Here is a 20,459-nt window from a genome sequence, read left to right on the forward strand (position 1 = left end):
TGATCACATCCTAATGATAGGAGGGGATGACGATGGCAAATCCGGTTGTAAAATGCAACGTTGCAAACTGTACGTTTTGGGGAGAAGGAAACCGATGTCAGGCTGATTCGATTTTAGTGGAAATCGATAGTCACGCAGAACGCAACTATCATATGGAAACTGGGGAAGAGCCATATGCGGATGCCCTGCATCGTGATGCTGCTAAAAAGAGCGAAGAGACCTGTTGCCATACCTTCCGTGAGAAAGAATAGCTAAAAAAAGAAGGCGAAACATTCATGTTTCGCCTTCTTTGTCGTGGGGCTTCATTATTTTTCTGCCACTTCAAGTATCCATTGGTCGACCCATTCCTTAGCTTCTTGCCAAGTGTAGGCACGGATAACATTATCAGGTGCTGAGAGTCGGTTGTATGGTGTATCCATTAAAATAACAGGAATCTTGAATTCCTCGGCAATCATCACTGCATTATCGTGTTTATCTTCAAAAAAAATATCTAATTGATGCTCACGAACAGCTTCAAGCTTATCGTGTTTACCAACAAGCTCAATATGATCAAAAGGCACTTGGTTCGTTTCAAACCAGCTTTTGGTAATATCATTGAGGTGTTTTCTTCTTGCTGTAATGTAAATCAAGTCATGTTGCTTCGACCAATTGTGTAAGATCGATTCCGCATATGGTGCTAATTTTGCTTCTGTATAAATAGTACCTTCATGCTTAGTCATCCATTCCCAGAATTCCTGTTCTGAAATATTGAGAATGGATGTTAAATCATACTGGGTTAAATCATCGAGTGTGAGCGACTGGTTAAAATGTTTATTTAAATGTGGGACAAATGTATTAGGGTCGGTTACAGTACCATCAATGTCCAACCCAAAACGTTTCTTAGCTGACATACCTTTCACCTCTTAAAAATATTGTTTTACCTATGTAGTTAATCTACCCTTACCTTACACGAAATAAAGGAGATAATCTAGGTCATTTCCTGCACTTGTAAAGATTAACTCCTATATTTTTACCGTATGGCGTCATACTATTACTGCTCCCACAAAATTTGAAAGTGAGGGATTCGTATGGCAGATGATAAGCATCCAAAAGATGAACCCATTCGCTTGTTGGATGAGGATGATCGTTCTTTAACGCTTGTTAACAACCACGTTGAAGGACGAGATGATGACCGTGACCTCTCACTAGCTTTATCGAAAGAAGAAGCAGAGGCAGAAAGTCACGCAGAGGTAGAAGAGGAGCCTGTTAATACGGAATATCCACTTCAACCAAGTTTCCAAGAAGAAAACGCAGCTGAATATGCAGCAATAAATGGAATGGCTGGAGCACGTCCGTTTGATGAGAATCAAACCGTTGAAGCCTCTGAAAGAGAGGAAACAGCTATGAGCAATGAAGGCGACGTCACGGCTGGCCGTGGAGTTGGAACATTTGCGATTGTTCTTTCCATTTTGTCGTTATTCTTCTTACCAGTATTGCTTGGAGCAGCTGGGATTGTTATTGGTTTTGTATCACGTCGCATTGGCTCTACAACGCTTGGTAATTGGGCGATTGGGATCGGGGCCGTGTCGATTTTAATGACCGTCTTTTTCTCGCCATTCTTTTAAGCATGGTGAGTGTGGGAGCGCGGAGTAGGGTTGTTTCACTCCATAAAAAAGAAAGCATAAGCCTTGTGGCTTATGCTTTTTCTAATTGACGTTGTGCTTCAAAATATTCCTCAGCAATTTTGTCAATCTCACGCTTTAATTCTTCAACCATTGTTTCTTCAGGTACTTTGCGGACAATTTCGCCTTTCATGAAGAGTAAACCTTCACCTCTAGCACCAGCTATACCGATATCTGCTTCACGTGCTTCACCAGGTCCGTTTACTGCACAACCAAGAACAGCTACTTTAATTGGCGCTTTAATCGTTGAGATGTAGTCTTCAACTTCATTAGCAATGCTAATCAAGTCAATTTCAATACGTCCACAAGTCGGACAAGAAATTAAGGTTGCTGCATTAGCGGCAAGACCAAATGACTTAAGAAGTTCACGAGCTACTTTTACTTCCTCTACAGGATCTGCACTTAATGAAATACGAACCGTGTTACCGATTCCCATGTTTAAGATTGCACCAAGCCCTGCAGCACTTTTAATCGTGCCTGCAAATAAAGTTCCTGATTCGGTAATTCCTAAATGAAGTGGGTAATCAAAGGCTTTTGCTGCCTTTTCATACGCTTCAATTGCCAAGTTTACATCCGATGCCTTCATTGACACAATAATGTCATGAAAATCAAGATCTTCTAAGATCTTAATGTGATGAAGAGCACTTTCAACCATTCCATCTGCAGTCGGATAGCCATACTTTTCTAAAATACGCTTTTCAAGTGAACCTGCATTTACACCAATTCGAATGGGAATGCCTTTTGCTTTTGCTGCTTTTACAACAGCTTCTACTTTTTCGCGGCGACCAATATTACCAGGGTTGATACGAATCTTATCAGCGCCACCTTCAATTGCTTTTAAAGCTAATTTGTAGTCAAAATGAATATCTACAACAAGCGGAATTGAAATTTGTGCTTTAATATCAGCAATCGCTTCAGCTGCACGCATATCAGGGCATGCAACACGAACAATTTGACAGCCGGCTTCTTCAAGTCGTTTAATTTCAGCAACAGTTGCTTCGACATCATGTGTTTTCGTTGTTGTCATACTTTGTACAACTACTTCATCATTTCCACCAATCGTCAAATTACCGACCTTAACGGGACGAGTTTTTGTACGATGTGTTAATTCGGTCATTGACCAATCGCTCCTTTTATAACAAAAATGGTGATCCACTTTTGTCTAGTCTCTCATGAGATACGTATTCATTCTATCAATCATGGTTTCAATTTGGCAAGAAGAAAGTCATTGATTGGCGTAATAAGGAAATTTATACGTTTCTCCGATCTGAATCATTTCCGGTTCTATCCCTTGATTAAGCTCCTTAAAATCAAAGATTACTTCTTGAATCGAAGCAGGAAAGGGGACAATTCCTTCGTGCAGATGTTCTACAATTGATAAAACGGTATAACCAGGCTCTACCATCACTTCTACATAGGGCTCGATGATCTCTGGTGTGGTTACTTCTATATCACTTGTCATAACAGTATCAGTATTTGTTACTTCCTCTACAGGCTGAGTGGAGGTCGATTCTAGGCCGTTGGGTAAAGTACCTATCGTAAGATCATAATAAACACTATAAAGGATAATAAGTACAAGTAAACCAAGTCCGATCCGTTTCATGCTTGTCCCTCCTAATTAGAGTGCTTACACTCCTTCTTACAGTAAGTGTATGTTTCTTTTGGGAAAGTATGACAAGCATGTGAACAATTTTTCATTACATAAAACAAAGGAAAGTGAATAAAATGAATCAAATCTCTGCTCGTCCATCCATTTTGTTACTTGTTATAGGATTATTACCAATCGTTATGGTGCTTGGTAATTCAATGTTTATTCCTATCCTTCCATTTATGCAAGTGGAAATGGGGATTACGACTGCACAAGCAGGTCTAATATTAACGATCTTCTCAATCCCGTCTGCTCTTTTTATTCCGATAAGTGGGGTTTTAAGTGATGCCTATGGCAGAAGGAAGGTCGTAATGGCCTCTTTAATCGTGGTGATGATCGGTTGTATACTCTCGGCCTTTGGAGCAGTGTATCAGTTGTTTGGATGGGTGCTTGTCGGTCGATTTATTCAGGGGATTGGTGCTGGTGGAGTAACACCGATTGCTATGGTTTTAGCTGCAGATGTGTTTTCGTCTGAAAAAAGAAATCAAGCACTGGCTTCCATTGAGAGCTTCAATGGCATTGGAAAAGTAGTCAGCCCTATTATTGGTGGGTTGGTATTAATGGGTGTATGGTATTACAGTTTTGTTGTTTATTTCGCGGTAGTATTATTTGCTTATATCGGTTTTTATTTATTCATCCCAAAAACGAAACGAGCGAATGTAAGGAGAGCGCGCGCCCCATTTAAAGAGAGTGTAGCTCTGTTGAAAATGGAACGAGAAACGTTGCTTCCGATCTTTACAGCAAGTGGGGTTGGCATGTTTTTGTTGTTTGGATTTTTATTTTTATTATCCTATGAATGGGAACAGGGAGTGGATAGTAATGGCTTGGTAAAAGGATTCATTTTAGCGATGCCTTTACTCGTTTTAACAGTAACTTCTTTATTGGTGGGTAAGTACGGGTTGAAAAATAGCGATCAAACGAAAAGAAGTATTATATGGGGGTTACTATTCGTAACCGGAAGTGTGGCAGGCTTTATATTTTCAAGTCTATTTATCGCCGATTTATTATTAATTAGTATGCTCGCTTTAGGGTTAGGGTTTTTACTGCCAGGCTGCAGTGCGTGTGTAGCCCTGGTCGTCACGCCACAAGTTAAAGGAATGGTGTTCTCTATTTATTCAATGATTCGTTTTCTAGGAGTAGCATTTGGTCCTTACTTTTTTGGCCTTTGGATGGTAGATCGAGAGCAATTAGTGTTTAACGTACTACTTTTAGCCGGTTTGACATGCGTGGTTTTACTATGGAATTGGACCTGTTTACCAATTGGGAAACGATGTGAAACCCATCAAACTTCATGAGATTGATAAGGAAATAAGTCTAAAGTCCCTTTTCTTTTTACTGTAAAAATTGTTTCCTAATGAGTAGAGCATTCGTTATATAGGGGAATGCCATTGACTGTTTTTACGGTCAAAACAAAGGAGTCGATTAGATTGAAACACACTTGGAAGAAGTTATTGTCGCTTGTACTTGTGGTCTCGCTAGTAGTACCAACCGTCCTTCCATCACTTGCTCTTGCTGATGCAGCACCAGGAGATGTGATCGTGACATTAGGAGAAAATTTATCTCCAGCAGAGCGTGAGAAGATCCTAGCTGAGATGAACGAAACGGAAAATACAGAAATCATTACAGTTAGTAACCAAGAAGAAAGAGAATACTTGGGTGATTATATTAGTTCCTCTCAAATTGGAACACGTGCACTTTCCTCAACAAAAATTACATTAGCCGAAGAAGGATCAGGAATTAATGTAGAAACTAACAATATCACGTGGGTATCTGAGGGGATGTATGCCAACGCACTTGTTACAGCAGGGGTTGAAGATGCAGATATTTATGTGACAGCACCATTTCCGGTTTCAGGTACAGCGGCACTTACAGGGTTAATTAAAGCTTACGAAATTGCAGCAGAAATTGAAATTCCAGAAGAGCAAAAGCAAGTAGCCAATGAAGAAATGGTTCGTACAGCAGAACTTGCGGAGTCTATCGGAGTTGAGGAAGCTACAGAGCTTATGAATCGCATTAAGGAAGAGATTGCGAATAACCCAGTGGAGTCAGAAGAGGACTTACGAGAATTAATCCGTCGCGTTGCAGCTGAATTAGGAATTGAACTAACCGAACAAGAATTAGATGGTCTCGTATCTTTATTTATGCGTATGAAAAACTTAAATATTGATTGGAACCAAGTGCAAGATCAAATTTCAAAAGTACGAGATAATTTAGGTGACTTTTTAGCACGTGAGGATACACAATCATTTATTAGCAAAATATTAGAGGTTATAAATCAGTTAATTGAAGCCATTAAAGGTTTCTTTACTTCTGAAGCGTAAGAGAGGGATGTTCCCTCTCTTTTTTCTTTGGAATTCTTTTACACAGGTCGACAAGTTGTAGTACGATGTATGTAGGCAGGGAGTACGTTTGGGGGTTCTGTTTCTTTTCTAACAGTTTTTTTTTCTTGTACTTTTGTTTTCGGCTTTCTCAATATCATCACCCCCTCGTACCATTAGGGTGAGCTTGAAACTGTTCTTTTTATTCATTTTTAAAAAATCTGCAACAATTTCTTCATTCATTCGTATATACATAAAAAGAGGAGGGACGAACATATGGAGTGGCTTGATTCAGCAACAATAGGATTTTTTGTTGTGTTTTTAGGGACGCTTTTCTTATTCGGGGAGCTACTGGTTCGAATGAGAGGGTTATTTGCGGTCTTAGGTGTCGCTATTATGGCTATGTATTTCTCGTACCATTTAGCAGGAGATGTTGGATTTTGGGTAGTAATTCTTTATGTGTTAGGGTTAGTCCTTATTATCGTTGATGGCAAAGTAATCACAGATGGAACCGTGGCTTTGTTAGGGGTATTATTAATGATTACAGGCCTTGCTCTTCCGGCTCCAGACCTAATTTATGGCATTCTAGTTTCAATGGGATTTTTAGTTGGTGGTTTTAGTTCTGGATTATTCTTAAAAGTATTTCCATCTAGAGATTTATGGGCGCGTTTGACGTTAAAAGACCGACTAACTGGAGATATGGGGTACAATTCCCTAAGAGAAGACTATCGCGAATTAGTCGGAAAAGAAGGGATGACACTAAGTGCATTCCGTCCAACTGGAACGGTAGAGATTGAAGATAAACATTATAGTGCAACGAGTGGTGGCCAATGGCTTGAGGCGAATATGCAAGTTAAAGTCATTGATGTCGATGGCACCCGCATAGTCGTGAAGCGTATGAATGATCAAAAAACAAGCGAGTAAGCCTATTACGGCTTCTCGCTTGTTTTTCTTTTCGGGATAGGGATCGAAAAAAGCGCGTACAGCACCATCGTAAGAGTGGCAATAAGTAAGACATAGGCTGGAATGCCACCTATTAGTACATCGACCCAAGCAAAAGCGATGACCGGCATTGTCATGGCGTAGGCCGTGATAAGCCACATATGTCGATATTGAATGTTTTTTCGTTTCCCTCTAAATAATAAGCCGACATAGCCAAAGATTGTTACCCCTAAAAAAGCCACTCCCAACAAGCCGCTATAGATGAGTAAGGAAACAATCAGCAATAATAAAGGGAGGAACCCTTTCACATCCCCAATACGCTCGGTTAGCTCTTCATCTGTTACTTCTTGTAAGCCAATTAGGACATATGATACCGAGTGAGTGGCTCCGTAACGAAACAATAGCGCCTCTTCATGACGAAAAACAACGCCTTCCCCAAGCTCCGCTAATTCAGTACTCGATAATTCATTATGAGGATCTAACACAAATACTCCTTCATTTAATGAGTAATTAAGATAAGGCTCATTAAGATCCGCTTGCAATTTCCCATCTTCTAATGAAAATGAAGGGAGGTCCTTTTCTAAGCTTTCTTCTAATTGACTAATACTAGATGTATAAGTCATCCATAGTGACAAAATAAACGGGATACAAGCAATAAAAATAACTGCTAATACATGAAAGATGGCTTTAGTAATCGGTTGGAATCTGCTATAAGCTAATACTTTCTTGTCATAAAAACTCTTATAAAAAAATTGAAGGCCGTTCATAAATAATCTCCTCTCACACCACTCCATATTTTAACGAAAACTGCTACATTCAACAAGTTTCAAATCAGTGAACAGCTATAATTTTCGTTAGATGGGGAAGTTCAGAAAAAAAATCAAAATTCATATTTACAAAACGTTCATAAATGCTTAATAATAGACAGGGTGTCATTGTTGAGGTTTGTCGAAAGTCGAAAAATTAAATAAGACTGACTTTCTAAATGAGGGGATGAGATTAAGTGGATTTACAGACACTTTTGTTCATGTTTTTTGGAGGCCTTGGAATTTTCCTTTTCGGTATTAAATTCATGGGGGACGGTCTTCAAAAAGTAGCAGGGGAGAGACTGCGCGACTTATTGGACAAGTTTACTACGAACCCTGTTATGGGTGTTTTTGCTGGTTTGTTTGTAACCGTGTTACTACAAACGAGTACCGGAACGACTGTTTTAACGATTGGCCTTGTAAATGCTGGATTTATGACATTAAAACAAGCAATCGGCGTCATTATGGGTGCCAATATTGGAACGACGGTAACAGCGTTCATTATTGGAATTAAAATCTCAGCCTATGCTCTACCAATTATCGCAGTTGGGGCAGCTTTAATTTTCTTTATTAAGCAAAAGAAAGTAAACAATTACGGCCAAGTTATATTTGGATTTGGTGCCTTGTTTTACGGGCTTGACTTAATGGGAGAAGGATTAAAGCCGTTACGTGATCTTCAAGCTTTTGCAGATTTAACGGTGCAAATGGCAGATAACCCATTGCTTGGGGTGTTAATTGGTACAATCTTTACTGTATCCGTTCAAAGCTCAAGTGCATCAATTGGGTTGTTACAACAACTGTACGATCAAGGTGCAATGACATTAGATGCAGCTCTGCCTGTATTATTTGGTGATAACATTGGGACAACGATAACAGCCATTCTAGCTGCTATTGGGGCGTCTGTTGCAGCAAAACGCGCGGCGTTAACGCATGTAATTTTTAACTTGATTGGTACGATTATCGTTTTGATTGTTTTACCTTTCTTCTTAAGCCTGGTGAGCTTCTTGGCACTAGAATTAGGATTGAACCGACCAATGACGATTGCATTTGCTCATGGTATTTTTAACGTTTCCAATACGTTGATTCAGTTACCATTTGTTGCATTACTTGCAGTGATCGTTACAAAGCTTGTACCTGGTGATGAATACAACATCGAATACAAAGCAAAGCATTTAGATCCACGCTTTATCGGAAGATCACCTGCTATTGCACTTGGACAAGCGAAACAAGAAGTGCTACGCATGGCCGATTTTTCTGAGAAAGGGTTAATTGAAGTCAGTCAGTATTTAGAAAATGGACAAAAGCGTCACGCTGAAATGGCTACTCAATTTGAGAGTGCGATTAACAATCTAGATAGAAAAATTACAGAATACTTAATTCAAATCTCCTCCCGTTCGCTATCTGATCAGGATTCAAAAATGCATTCTATGCTGATGGATACCGTTCGTGACATTGAACGTATTGGTGACCATATAGAAAATATTGTGGAATTGAAAGATTATCAAAAAACACAAAAAGTCGTGATGTCTGATACGGCATTAAGTGATTTAAATGAAATGTTTGAATTGACCATTTCGACGTTACAAGAAGCGATTTCGTCACTAGACCTAGGTGATACGGATAAGGCTCGTTCTGTTCTTGAAAAGGAAGACCTGATTGACAAGATGGAGCGTAAACTACGTAAGCAGCATATCCAACGTGTAAACGAAGGAAGATGTTCTGGTGGAGCTGGTATTGTCTTTGTTGATATTGTTAGTAACTTAGAGCGTATCGGTGATCACTCTGTAAATATTGCAGAAGCAGTGATTGGAGAAATACGCTAATAATGGGAAAGAGCAGTGAGTATTTTCACTGCTCTTTTTTTTAGTTCGTGCTATAATAGACAAGCAAGTAGGACAAAAAGAAAAAATTCTAAGAAACAAATAAAAATTTAAGAAAATCTATTGACTTAATCGCAGTAGATTGGTAATATAATTCTTGTCTTTAATATTCCACAGTAGCTCAGTGGTAGAGCAATCGGCTGTTAACCGATCGGTCGTAGGTTCGAGTCCTACCTGTGGAGCCATATTTGGCGGTGTAGCTCAGCTGGCTAGAGCGTACGGTTCATACCCGTGAGGTCGTGGGTTCGACTCCCTCCGCCGCTATTTTTTTAAGAATTACATCTTTACATCTTTACATATGGCGATTGTGGCGAAGTGGTTAACGCACCGGATTGTGATTCCGGCATTCGTGGGTTCAATTCCCATCAGTCGCCCCATATGAGGACCCTTAGCTCAGTTGGTTAGAGCACTCGGCTCATAACCGATCGGTCGTAGGTTCGAGTCCTACAGGGTCCACCATACTTTTTCTTTGCGGAGGAATACCCAAGTCCGGCTGAAGGGATCGGTCTTGAAAACCGACAGGCGGGTTAAACCGCGCGGGGGTTCGAATCCCTCTTCCTCCGCCATATTGAACTTAATGATTGAGTACATAAAAAAAGGCAGCTGATATTCAGCTGCCTTTTTGTTACGTTAAAAAGATCCAAGTGACTAATCCGAGGGAAACACAGTAAACGGCAAAATAGCTTAGCTTAGCTTGTTGGACCATTGAAATAAGCCATTTGATTCCAATAAGAGCAAAGAGAAAAGAAGAGATAAAGGCAATCCATAATTCATTATTTATACCATGTGAAAATTGTCCGATAAGCTCAGGCAGTTTTAAGAGCGTAATTCCAGTGATGATTGGGATTGAAAGTAAAAAGGAATAACGTAATGCTGTTTCTTTACTTAAGCCGCACCATAATGCTGCAACGAGGGTACTACCAGCACGAGAGATACCTGGAATAACCGCGAGAGCTTGCCCTAGTCCAATAAAGATCGCATGTTTCCACGTCATTTCACTTGGTCCACGCATCCCTTGTGAGACCCCGTGCTCAATTAAAATTAAAAAGATACCTGTAATGATTAGAGCCGCACCAATCGTCGCTGTATTGGTAATTGACTCAGCAAGCCACTCTTCAAGTAATTTTCCAACGACCATGGTAATAACAGTTGAAACAAGCATTAAGCTTACAAAACGAAAATGACCCGCCTGGTTTACGTCTTTTTTAATAATGTATGAAAGGGAACCCTTAACGAGGTTCAATAAATCCTCTTTAAAATATAAAAGCACAGCTAGAAGAGATGCTAAATGTAAAAAAACTTCAAAAGTTAAATCGACATCGCCTGTATTTATGTGTAGTAACTTCTCAAAAATAACAAGATGAGCACTACTTGAGATCGGTAAAAACTCCGAAATCCCTTGTATAAAGCCAATGAATAACGCTTCTAACCAAGACATAATAGCCTCCTTTTAAACGAGTTAATTCATCATATGGGACAAGTGGAACTTTTATGAATCTCTCGTTTATTATTAGGCATGTAGGGTATCGTATAAATGTCACGGTATTTGTGATTCGACAAGTCTTTTTTATTGCAAGAAAGTGAAGATTTTGGTAATGTAGGAGACGGACAGACTTAGGAAACATTCATGTTGATTAAGTCGTTGGCCTTTTGGGAAAAGAACGTCCCAAGTTACAATTGTATTCATTATAAGGAGGAGATTTTGAAATGGCTTACGAATTACCACAATTACCTTACGCAGCAAATGCTCTAGAACCTCATATTGATGAGCAAACAATGAATATCCACCACGGGAAGCATCACAACACTTACGTAACAAAGCTTAACGCAGCTCTTGAAGGACATGATGACCTTCAAGGTAAAAGCATTGAAGAGCTTGTAAGTAACCTTGATGCAGTACCTGAAGACATTCGTGGTGCAGTACGTAACAACGGTGGCGGACATGCTAACCACACATTCTTCTGGCAAATCCTTTGCCCGAATGGTGGAGGCACACCAACTGGCGAATTAGCTAATGCAATCAACGAAGAATTCGGTAGCTTTGAAGCATTCAAAGAAAAGTTTGCAGATGCAGGTGCTAGCCGTTTTGGATCTGGTTGGGCATGGTTAATCGTTGATGGCGGAAAACTTGCTATCACAAGTACTCCAAACCAAGATACTCCACTAATGGAAGGTAAAACACCAATCCTAGGACTTGACGTTTGGGAGCATGCTTACTACCTTAACTATCAAAACCGTCGCCCTGACTACATTAACGCATTCTGGAATGTAGTTAAATGGGACGAAGTTGCAAAGCGTTACGAAGAAGCTAAATAATGATTCATAAAGCAAAGCCCCAGTGGCTTTGCTTTTTATTTTATGAAGGGTGGGGGTGCGAGAGTGTCAGGTTCGCACATATAACAGGCCTTCGCACATATTATCAGGAATTCGCACATGTAACAGGCCTTCGCACATATAAATCGTTTTTCGCTCCTATAATTAAGAATCCGCCCATAAATCGATCAACGCCGCACATATATGAACATTTACGCACATAACACATGGAAATCCGCACATAACACCATTTTAGCTAAACAGCCATTTCCGCGTTTATCTTTCTAGCTTCAATGGCTAACTGTTCGAGGTCTTTTCATTCTAAAACTGTTTGGCAAAGAGCGCCAAGCCACTTTAAGCCTGAAAATGACGCAGCTAAACAGCCATTTCCACTTTTATCTGCATAACGGATTTTTGTTAAGACACACTACTGAGTAAGGTGGTGGAGTCGGTGAAGAAGTCCGTAATTCAGAAATTGATCGGCGATATAGAAGTTACAAGGGATTTGGTCCTTCTCCTCACAATAGGAGGATTGTATGCACTGAGTATTGCGCTATCAAACACGTTCGTGAACGTCTATTTGTGGAAGCAATCAGGGGAATTTATTGACTTAGCTCTCTACAATTTAACAGCCGTCATTTTTCAGCCTTTGACGTTTATTTTAGCGGGGAGGTGGGCTAAGAAAATTGACCGTGTGATCGTGCTGCGGCTTGGGGTTATCTCATTATCTGGTTTTTATACAACAGTCTTATTATTAGGAGATGTAGCAAACCATTACTTAATCATTCTAGGGGCTTTACTTGGAATTGGATTTGGTTTTTATTGGTTAGCTTTTAATGTCTTAACGTTTGAAATTACTGAGCCAGAAACACGTGATTTCTTCAATGGATTTCTGGGACTCCTAACATCATTTGCTGGGATGATTGGGCCGATTGTCTCTGGTTATATTATTACGAGAATGGAGAAATTCACGGGATACTCGGTCATCTTTGGGATTTCATTAAGTCTGTTTGTTGTTGCTGTTTTAATGAGCTTTTTATTAAAACGACGAGCAGCAGAAGGGAAATTCTTCTTTAGAAGAATTTTAGCTGAACGAAAGAAGAATCCGAATTGGAGGCATATCTTACATGCCCATTTCTTTCAAGGGTTGCGTGAAGGTACGTTTCTATTCGTCATTGTGGTCTGGGTATATATTGTAACAGGAAGCGAGCTGGCAATTGGCACCTATGGACTGATAGCTTCTGCTGTACAATTTATCGCCTATTATGCTGCTACACGCCTGATTAAACCAAGCTTTAGAAAAAAAGCGATTTTAATTGGGGGCTCCATTTTATATGCGGCCATATACCTTATTGTCTTTGATATTTCGTTTGCGAAATTAATTATGTATGGAGTGGTAATTTCGATTGCTTATCCAATGTTATTAGTTCCGTATATTTCACTTACGTATGATGTGATCGGAAAAGGGTGGAAGGCAGCGGAGATGAGAATTGAATACATCGTCGTACGTGAAGTGTTTTTAAATAGTGGTCGGATTGTATCTGTACTAACATTCATTGTAGCAATCCTTTTGTTCCCTGAGGAAAAGAGCATACCTGTTGTATTAATGATTCTTGGTATTGGCCATTTCCTTATTTATTTCTTCGTGCGACATGTACGTTTTTCAAAACCAAATGGGGGAGAAAGTTACAGTTTTGCACGTCAGAAAAATGGCGATGGAGGCAGCACAGGTGGGACGACAGTTTAATGTGTCGACATCGTGAATTGATGTTCAATTCTTTTGACAAGCTACTTCATTATGATATAATGAGCTTAACTTAAAAAACAGATTGCCTGCCGTGTTAGTGAGCTTCTTATTGTTTCGAACCTTGTGTTTTAAAAGGGAGTTCTACATCGAAGTGGTAACAGCAAGCCAGCTTGTTCTGGACGCTGAAACTATTTCTGCGAACACCCACCTACTGAAGTAGGTTCATGAAACAACTGAAGCAACGGCATACGCGGGTATATATTTTAAAGTGAGAATTAGACACCTACTTAGGTGTCTATTGTCATGTATACACATAAGTTAAGAGGGGATTTGTGTATGGGGAAAAATAAACTGAAGAAAAAAGGACATGTTCCAGCGAGACTCAATATGCTATTCTTTGCCGTTTTCATTCTTTTTTCAGCTTTGATCTTACGACTTGGCATGGTGCAAATTGTACAAGGGGAAGATTTTGAAAAAATAATAGACCGGACAAGCCAAACAACAGCTAGAATCGATGCACCTCGTGGGTTGATGCTTGATCGTTACGGTCATACAGTTGTAGACAATCAATTAGAACTATCTGTTACATATACGAATCCTTCTAGAGGGACATCCTCTGAAACGATGCTTGAAGTAGCAAGAGACTTATCTGAATTAATTGAAGTTGATACGAGTCGGATCACCGAACGTGATCGTAAAGACTTTTGGTTATTGCTTCAAGATAGAGAAAGACGCTTTGAGTTAGTAACCCAAGAAGAAAGAAGTCAGTTAGAAAGTCAGTCTGAGCAGTATCAATTAGAAATAGAACGCATTACAGAAGAACATTTAGCAGAAATTTCAGAACAAGATGAACGTGTCATGGCGATTTTTAGGGAGATGTCACGAGGGTATGCAAACACTCCGCAACGAATTAAACGCGGAATTACAGATGAAGAAGCGAATATTATTAGTGAAAACTTAGATCAATTGCCAGGCATTGATATTTTACGTGATTCACGCCGTAACTATGTGTACGGAGAAGCGTTTAGAACGATATTTGGTTCAACTGGATCGATTCCACGCGAGCAACTTGATTATTTTTTATCAAGAGGTTATGACCGCTCCGATATTGTTGGAACAAGCTATTTAGAAACAGAATATGAGGACGTATTGCGTGGCCAAAAAGCAGTAATGGAAAGTATTACCACGTCCACTGGTGGCGAAGTTGAGCGTTCTGTAAATGAACAGCCCGGCCAACGTGGAAACGACCTCGTCTTGACGCTTGATATGGAAATGCAACAAAAGCTTGATGAGATTATCTCTGAAGAAATAAACAGTAAAAGAAATGATTTTTTAAATGAACGTACGGCCTATGCAGTCATGATGGACCCGCAGACGGGTGATATTCTTGCCATGTCAGGTTATCGAAATGGTAAAGCAGATCATCAGATTGGGAATGTAACCAATGCGTTTGAGATGGGCTCTTCTGTAAAGGGAGCTTCGGTATTAGCTGGTTATCAAACAGGTGTAATAAGCCATGGGCAAACGCTGTATGATCGACCGATCGATCTTCCAGGTACGCCTATAAAGCGTTCTTATACACGTATGGGGTATGTAAATGATATTAAAGCTCTTGAGAGGTCTTCAAACGTTTACATGTTTGAAATTGCGATGCGCATGATGGGGTATAACTATGGTAGTAGCAGAAGTTTCGATAATCAAAAAATTATGGAAGCATATGATCAATCACGCTATCTATTTAGTCAGTTTGGACTAGGCGCTGATACAGGAATTGATCTACCGGGCAGCTCAACTGGTTTGCAAGGTGGGCGAACACAGCCGGGTAACTTACTCGATTTAATGATTGGGCAGTATGATACCTATACACCGTTGCAACTTGTTCAATATGTATCAACGATTGCAAATGATGGCTATCGAGTCAAGCCACGTTTAGTCTCTGAAATAAGAGAGCCAAGTGTATCGGCTGATGAACCTGGTGCAATTTTGCATAAGTTTGAGCCGACCATCCTAAACCGAGTAGATATGTCTGATGCGGATCTTAATCGCGTTCAACAAGGTTTTTATCAAGTGATGAACGGATCACAAGGGACTGCAGCTGGAACGTTTGGAAATGCGTCCTACAATCCAGCTGGGAAAACAGGTACAGCTCAAGTTAAAGTAGCTGTAGGTCAAGGTGCCAATCGTCACAGTGTTGATGGAAACAACCAGATCCTCGTTGGCTATGCACCTTATGATAATCCTGAGGTTGCCTTTGCGATCATCGTGCCGTTTACTAAAGTTGATAATCGAGCTAACTTTGCTCAAAGTATTGGTAAGAAGATGCTTGATGAGTATTTTGATTTAAAAGAAGAGCGCAATGGTCCCATTAAAGCGGATGAGCCGATTCTTGAAGAAATAGAGGATGAATAAATGAAAAAAGCTTGCTACAGTGATGTAGCAAGCTTTTTTTACGTGATGCGGTTCGCGAGATCTTGGTAACTCATTGCACTGTTCACGTCAAATTCTCCAGCACGAACTTTCTCAGCTAAGTTATTGCGATCAAGGTATCGTAGGAACTCACTCGCGCTATCAATAATGTTAGCTTGTTCTAATTGATTCGCAACATCATGAGAACTTGTCCCTTGTGAAATTACCAATGTCATGGAGTAGACATTAACTGTTTCAACCGTTACTGAATCTGGTAAGTCTTCTTCAACTTCTTGAGCTTCTTCTTCTAATTCTTCTGCAGGTATTTCCTCAACCTCAGTTTCCTCTATCTCAGGTTCTTCTGCTGAGACGTAGTAACCTTGTTCTTGTAAGGCAGCCATCATTTCAGAGATCTCTAACTCTTGTTGTTCAACAATTGTAATTGGTTCGACTGTTGCTTCAGGTGAGAAGGCTTGCGTTACCCAAATGATTCCTGTTGCAAGAACAATCCCGCCAGCTAATCCTTTAAGAGCATGTGGTGACATCGTTATTGCCCCCTTGCAGCCGTTGGAGTGCTTGAATCAAGGATACGTTCCACTTCAAGAGGCGTTAAGCCGGTCTTCTCAGAAATGATTTCGAGTGTGTACCCTTTTTGATGCAAGGATTCTACCTCAGCTTGGAGTTTTTGTGTAGAAGCAGAACGTGCTTTAGTCGGAGCTTGGTCACTACTCACTAAAAGTTCTTCTTCTAAAATACGAATCTTTTTCTTTAATTGATAGATCTCTTGCATGAGCGTAATCGAAAAGTTCTCCATCTGCCGTTCCACTTCTGTTGCCTTGTCTTTTCGAAAGAAAGATAACACAAAAAGGAGGATGGCGATTACTAAGAGAATCATGATAGTCCATTCGATCATCTTACAACCCTTCCCTCTATAAAACTATTTTTCCTCTCTATTATACACATAGACAACAGACTTAAAAAAGTGGTTTTCGTCCTACTTCCTCGACAATTATTGAGTGAAGCGTTTACATAAGCGCGATACGCCCTTTGTTCGCATGAATCGACACGACGAAACGACAGCAAAAGCTAGCGAAATAAGGCGAAAAATTTTTTTGTGAGGGCGAAGCATAGATAGCTCAAGTGCATGACAAAAACAGACATTTTACCCTGCTTGTCCGGAGAATTTAAGGTCGGTATGATTAATGTAACAAGATATGCAACGTTTTTTTCATTTATGCATAAGGCATTCATCCTGGAGGTGTTGAAGTGATACAAGACATTTTAGCATTACGAGAAAAAGGATTTTCTTTTCGAAAGATCGCAAAAGAACTCGGAACAACTGTTGGAAAGGTTCAATACCGCTTCCAAAAACATCAAGAAGAAGCAGGGGGAGAAAAAGCAGTGGAACCACCAAAAGCAGTGCAACCACCAATCGTACCAGTGGAAGAGATCAAACCATTAGCAGCCTCATATGATCGGGATGAGGTGATGCTTCTTCCGAGGGGACCAAGTAGTCTCTATGCCTTCTGGGAAACAAGAGAGGTAACAAAAAGAATAATTGAGCATCAATTTAGAACACCATGGCACGAACTAACCAAGGTATTAAGGTTATATGATGTGACGGCGATTCTTTTTAACGGTCACAATGCACATCGTTTTGTAGAAATGGAGATTCCAGAAATGACTAACAATTGGTATTTTCATGGATTAGAAGAAAACCGAACGTTCATCGTTGATTTAGGCGTTAAGACAAATGAACACCACTTCTTTAGTGTCATTCGCTCGAACCCGATCGACACGCCAAGAATAAAAGAGAGCATGAAAGGTCACTATCAAGAAGCTGTTCAAAAGTGGCAAGAAGGACTAGCAAGTGAGCCAGAATGGTTAGAGCATTTTAGTACGTATTCATATTATGAGTCGACGAAATAAGGAGGAGAATTACTTTGAGTAATGGTTACTTTTCATTTGTCCTTCATGCCCACTTACCTTATGTCAGACATGAAGAAGAAAATCGATTAGAAGAAAGATGGCTTTTTGAGGCAATGACTGAAACGTATATCCCCCTGTTATGGGCAATTGATGAGGGGAAAGTTAAAGATGGGATCACCATTTCATTTACACCGCCGCTAATGGAGATGCTAGCAGATCCGCTTATGCAAGAGCGGTACCTTCATTACTTACTCAAAACCGAAGAGCTGCTTAGAAAAGAAGCAACGTACTTAGAAGAGGATCAGACCTTCAACTCACTCATTCCATTCTATCAAAAAAGATATCGAAAAATTCGAGAAACTTTCCTCAACTGGGATAAAAATGTGTTGAAAGCATACAAACAATTAAACGAACAAGGTTACGTCACATTAATGACCTCAGCTGCTACTCACGCATTCCTACCGTATGTAAAAACGAAAGCAGCGCTCCGTTCTCAAATACGAGAAGGTATTCAAGCATTTGAATCCCATTTTGGTTTTAAACCTAGAGGGTTTTGGCTTCCTGAATGTGCGTATGCACCTGGCCTTGATCGCATTTTGATGGAGGAGGGTATTCGATACACCTTTGTCGATGAGCATACGATCCTAAGTGCTGATCCTAAGCCAAACAAAGATTCAGGTGCACCTATTTACTCACCACATGGGTTGATTTTATTCCCGCGACATACCGAACTTTCTAGTAAAGTATGGAGCTCTACGCTAGGGTATCCGGGAGATCCAGATTATCGTGAATTTTATCGTGACATCGGCTATGAGCGCGATTGGGACTACATTGAATCCTATGTGCATGAAGACGGCATTCGTGTCGATACAGGACTCAAATACTACCGGGTAACAGGGTTAACAGAAGAGAAAGAGGCTTATAACAGAGAGTGGGCAGAACAAAAAATTAATGCACATGCCAGTCATTACCTTAAGAGTATAGAAGAATATGGTGGGCAACATGCAACCCAAGCCTTTCCACCTTATTATATGGTTGCTCCTTTTGACGCTGAGTTATTTGGTCATTGGTGGTTTGAAGGGCCAGAATGGATTGGAAAAGTGTTAGAAAAAGCAAATCAAAAGGTCTCTTTTGTTAGTCCGGAAACGTATATTGACCGTCACTTTCAAGACTTTGATACATGCCACATCTCGTATGCCACATGGGGAAGAGACGGGTATGGAGACGTTTGGTTAAACCCCAAAAATGATTATATGTATCGTCATTTGCATCGACTCGAACAAGATATAGCAGCAGCAGTTGCTTTGCATAGCAGTCCTACACCTCTTGAAACGCGTGCGATTAAGCAGATGATTCGCGAGTGGATGCTTGCAGCAAGTAGTGATTGGGCTTTTATTGTAGATGGCGATAGTGCAGTGAACTACGCAAAAGAGAGATTCCATACCCATGTTAATCGGTTTGACCGCTTAAAAGATCGTTTATTCACTAAACAATTAGATACATTATGGCTTGGTGCACAAGAGCAAGCCTATCCATTTTTAAAAGAGATCGATGAAACGGTCTTTCTCTCAAAACATGATTCCTTTGTCCAAAATCGTCACAAGAACACACCAATAGTCCGAAAAGGAAGAACGATATTAATGCTCAGTTGGGAATTCCCGCCGATGATGGTTGGAGGGTTATCGCGTCATGTGTATGATCTATCGCGTGCTCTTGTTCAAGATGGGCACACCGTACATGTCTTAACCTCAGCTGTTGATGGTTATCCGGCATATGAAACGAATCAGGGTGTCCATGTTCATCGAATAAGTGGGCTACAACCTGAAGCGAATACGTTTTTTGACTGGGTTGGTAGTTTGAATGTAGCGATGGCTTTCTATGGTGAAAAGCTAAGTCGAACAGAGCAATTCGATGTGATTCATGCTCATGATTGGTTAGTAGGTGTAGCCGCTAAAGCATTAAAAACATCCTTGAAGGTACCGTTATTAGCAACCATTCATGCAACAGAGCATGGCCGTAATAATGGAATTCATTCAGAGCTTCAATATGAGATTAATCAAAAAGAGTGGGAGCTCACATATGAAGCAGACCGAGTCGTCGTTTGTAGCGACTATATGAAAAATGAACTGCAAACGATTTTCTCTTTGCCAGAAGAAAAGCTGAGTGTTATCCCAAATGGTGTTGATTTAGAGTTGATACGCTCCATTAAAGAGCCTTCTGTTCAATTTGAACCAAATGAAAGATTTACCGTTTTCACAGTAGGTCGAATGGTAAAAGAGAAAGGTTTTCAAACCGTTATCGATGCCGCTGAGTTACTTCGTGAAAGAGGCACCCGAGTTCAATTTGTACTAGCAGGGAAAGGTCCAATGTTAAGAGAGTATCAAGAACAAGTAAGGCATCGCAATTTAGAAGAGTATGTGATATTTCTCGGCTTTATCTCTGATGAAGAGCGCAATAAATGGTTTACAAAAGCAGATGCCGCTATTTTCCCTAGCTTGTATGAGCCGTTTGGAATTGTTGCTCTTGAGGGAATGGCAGCTGGGAAACCAACCATTGTTTCTGATGTCGGAGGCCTTTCTTCGATCATACAACATGGTGTGAATGGCTTGAAAATGATCCCGGGGGATAGAGAGAGCCTAGTAGCTCAAGTGATGTTTTTATATAATCACCCAATCTCACGTGAGGGCTTAGCAACACAAGGCTTGCGTGATGTAGAGACGAAGTTTGACTGGGGTGCAATTGCAAAGCAAACAGAGAGAGAGTTTGAAATGTGTTTAGCCGGACAACTAGTGGCGGCGAATTAAAAGGA

At 40.3% G+C, this 20,459-nt stretch carries 18 protein-coding genes, 5 tRNA genes and 1 other RNA gene; 17 read left to right on the forward strand and 7 right to left on the reverse strand.

Annotated elements, in window-relative coordinates; all coding sequences use genetic code 11:
• The first annotated feature begins 32 nt into the window (after nucleotides 1-32).
• Entirely contained in the window at nucleotides 33-251 is a 219-nt protein-coding gene (locus RYX56_RS02065; RefSeq protein WP_317120479.1) for a DUF1540 domain-containing protein, read from the forward strand.
• A gap of 54 nt (nucleotides 252-305) precedes the next feature.
• Here the strand turns inward: RYX56_RS02065 and RYX56_RS02070 are convergent, their stop codons facing one another.
• Entirely contained in the window at nucleotides 306-890 is a 585-nt protein-coding gene (locus tag RYX56_RS02070; RefSeq protein ID WP_317120480.1) for a hypothetical protein, read from the reverse strand.
• 177 nt (nucleotides 891-1,067) lie between these two features.
• Between RYX56_RS02070 and RYX56_RS02075 the strand changes: the two genes are divergently transcribed.
• Entirely contained in the window at nucleotides 1,068-1,604 is a 537-nt protein-coding gene (locus tag RYX56_RS02075; RefSeq protein ID WP_317120481.1) for a DUF4190 domain-containing protein, read from the forward strand.
• Nucleotides 1,605-1,674: 70 nt separating this feature from the next.
• Here RYX56_RS02075 and ispG read toward each other — a convergent pair whose 3' ends face one another.
• Nucleotides 1,675-2,778: a flavodoxin-dependent (E)-4-hydroxy-3-methylbut-2-enyl-diphosphate synthase gene (ispG, locus tag RYX56_RS02080; RefSeq protein ID WP_317120482.1), complete on the reverse strand. Its 1,104-nt coding sequence runs from the start codon at nucleotides 2,776-2,778 to the stop codon at nucleotides 1,675-1,677.
• Between the two features lie 108 nt (nucleotides 2,779-2,886).
• Nucleotides 2,887-3,264: a protein YqfZ gene (gene yqfZ / locus RYX56_RS02085; RefSeq protein ID WP_317120483.1), complete on the reverse strand. Its 378-nt coding sequence runs from the start codon at nucleotides 3,262-3,264 to the stop codon at nucleotides 2,887-2,889.
• 122 nt (nucleotides 3,265-3,386) lie between these two features.
• Here yqfZ and RYX56_RS02090 point away from each other — a divergent pair, with 122 nt between their 5' ends.
• The 3 genes from RYX56_RS02090 (at nucleotide 3,387) to RYX56_RS02100 (ending at nucleotide 6,551) form a co-directional block, all read left to right on the forward strand.
• A complete protein-coding gene (locus RYX56_RS02090) occupies nucleotides 3,387-4,604 on the forward strand; it encodes an MFS transporter (RefSeq protein WP_317120484.1) in 1,218 nt (405 codons plus the stop codon).
• 132 nt (nucleotides 4,605-4,736) lie between these two features.
• Nucleotides 4,737-5,630 carry a DUF1002 domain-containing protein gene (locus RYX56_RS02095; protein ID WP_317120485.1) on the forward strand — a complete coding sequence of 298 codons (894 nt, stop codon included), beginning with the start codon at nucleotides 4,737-4,739 and terminating at the stop codon, nucleotides 5,628-5,630.
• Nucleotides 5,631-5,903: 273 nt separating this feature from the next.
• On the forward strand, nucleotides 5,904-6,551 hold the full coding sequence (locus tag RYX56_RS02100) for an NfeD family protein (protein WP_317120486.1): 648 nt from the start codon (nucleotides 5,904-5,906) through the stop codon (nucleotides 6,549-6,551).
• A 5-nt stretch (nucleotides 6,552-6,556) separates the two neighbouring features.
• Here RYX56_RS02100 and RYX56_RS02105 read toward each other — a convergent pair whose 3' ends face one another.
• Complete coding sequence (locus RYX56_RS02105) at nucleotides 6,557-7,336, reverse strand: DUF1189 domain-containing protein (protein ID WP_317120487.1); 780 nt, start codon at nucleotides 7,334-7,336, stop codon at nucleotides 6,557-6,559.
• Nucleotides 7,337-7,572: 236 nt separating this feature from the next.
• On the opposite strand from RYX56_RS02105, the gene RYX56_RS02110 reads away from it, so the two are divergent.
• From RYX56_RS02110 to RYX56_RS02135, 6 genes are all read left to right on the forward strand, one after another.
• The gene (locus RYX56_RS02110; RefSeq protein ID WP_317120488.1) at nucleotides 7,573-9,198 is read left to right on the forward strand and encodes a Na/Pi cotransporter family protein; all 1,626 of its coding nucleotides are present in this window, start codon (nucleotides 7,573-7,575) and stop codon (nucleotides 9,196-9,198) included.
• A gap of 167 nt (nucleotides 9,199-9,365) precedes the next feature.
• A tRNA-Asn gene (locus RYX56_RS02115) sits at nucleotides 9,366-9,440 on the forward strand.
• Nucleotides 9,441-9,445: 5 nt separating this feature from the next.
• Nucleotides 9,446-9,519, forward strand: a tRNA-Met gene (locus tag RYX56_RS02120).
• 37 nt (nucleotides 9,520-9,556) lie between these two features.
• Nucleotides 9,557-9,632, forward strand: a tRNA-His gene (locus tag RYX56_RS02125).
• A 5-nt stretch (nucleotides 9,633-9,637) separates the two neighbouring features.
• Nucleotides 9,638-9,714, forward strand: a tRNA-Ile gene (locus RYX56_RS02130).
• A 14-nt stretch (nucleotides 9,715-9,728) separates the two neighbouring features.
• Nucleotides 9,729-9,821 (forward strand) — tRNA-Ser (locus tag RYX56_RS02135).
• Between the two features lie 59 nt (nucleotides 9,822-9,880).
• On the opposite strand, the gene uppP is transcribed toward RYX56_RS02135, so the two are convergent.
• A complete protein-coding gene (gene uppP, locus RYX56_RS02140; RefSeq protein WP_317120489.1) occupies nucleotides 9,881-10,693 on the reverse strand; it encodes an undecaprenyl-diphosphatase UppP in 813 nt (270 codons plus the stop codon).
• A gap of 269 nt (nucleotides 10,694-10,962) precedes the next feature.
• Here uppP and RYX56_RS02145 point away from each other — a divergent pair, with 269 nt between their 5' ends.
• From RYX56_RS02145 to RYX56_RS02160, 4 genes are all read left to right on the forward strand, one after another.
• A complete protein-coding gene (locus tag RYX56_RS02145; protein WP_317120490.1) occupies nucleotides 10,963-11,571 on the forward strand; it encodes a superoxide dismutase in 609 nt (202 codons plus the stop codon).
• Nucleotides 11,572-12,019: 448 nt separating this feature from the next.
• Nucleotides 12,020-13,315, forward strand: coding sequence for an MFS transporter (locus tag RYX56_RS02150; RefSeq protein WP_317120491.1), 1,296 nt, complete (start codon nucleotides 12,020-12,022; stop codon nucleotides 13,313-13,315).
• An 80-nt stretch (nucleotides 13,316-13,395) separates the two neighbouring features.
• Nucleotides 13,396-13,576: non-coding RNA, 6S RNA (gene ssrS, locus RYX56_RS02155), on the forward strand.
• Between the two features lie 75 nt (nucleotides 13,577-13,651).
• Complete coding sequence (locus RYX56_RS02160; protein ID WP_317120492.1) at nucleotides 13,652-15,724, forward strand: penicillin-binding transpeptidase domain-containing protein; 2,073 nt, start codon at nucleotides 13,652-13,654, stop codon at nucleotides 15,722-15,724.
• 38 nt (nucleotides 15,725-15,762) lie between these two features.
• Here the strand turns inward: RYX56_RS02160 and RYX56_RS02165 are convergent, their stop codons facing one another.
• Together RYX56_RS02165 and RYX56_RS02170 are read right to left on the reverse strand one after the other, a co-directional pair.
• Entirely contained in the window at nucleotides 15,763-16,266 is a 504-nt protein-coding gene (locus tag RYX56_RS02165; RefSeq protein WP_317120493.1) for a hypothetical protein, read from the reverse strand.
• 2 nt (nucleotides 16,267-16,268) lie between these two features.
• Nucleotides 16,269-16,634 (reverse strand): hypothetical protein, encoded by a 366-nt coding sequence (locus RYX56_RS02170; protein WP_317120494.1) that lies wholly within the window; start codon nucleotides 16,632-16,634, stop codon nucleotides 16,269-16,271.
• A 353-nt stretch (nucleotides 16,635-16,987) separates the two neighbouring features.
• On the opposite strand from RYX56_RS02170, the gene RYX56_RS02175 reads away from it, so the two are divergent.
• Together RYX56_RS02175 and RYX56_RS02180 are read left to right on the forward strand one after the other, a co-directional pair.
• Complete coding sequence (locus RYX56_RS02175) at nucleotides 16,988-17,650, forward strand: DUF4912 domain-containing protein (protein WP_317120495.1); 663 nt, start codon at nucleotides 16,988-16,990, stop codon at nucleotides 17,648-17,650.
• A gap of 14 nt (nucleotides 17,651-17,664) precedes the next feature.
• The gene (locus tag RYX56_RS02180) at nucleotides 17,665-20,454 is read left to right on the forward strand and encodes a 1,4-alpha-glucan branching protein domain-containing protein (RefSeq protein WP_317120496.1); all 2,790 of its coding nucleotides are present in this window, start codon (nucleotides 17,665-17,667) and stop codon (nucleotides 20,452-20,454) included.
• Nucleotides 20,455-20,459: the final 5 nt, after the last annotated feature.

It is taken from the genome of Alkalihalophilus lindianensis (assembly GCF_032843265.1).
GTDB lineage: Bacteria > Bacillota > Bacilli > Bacillales > Bacillaceae_D > Alkalihalophilus > Alkalihalophilus lindianensis.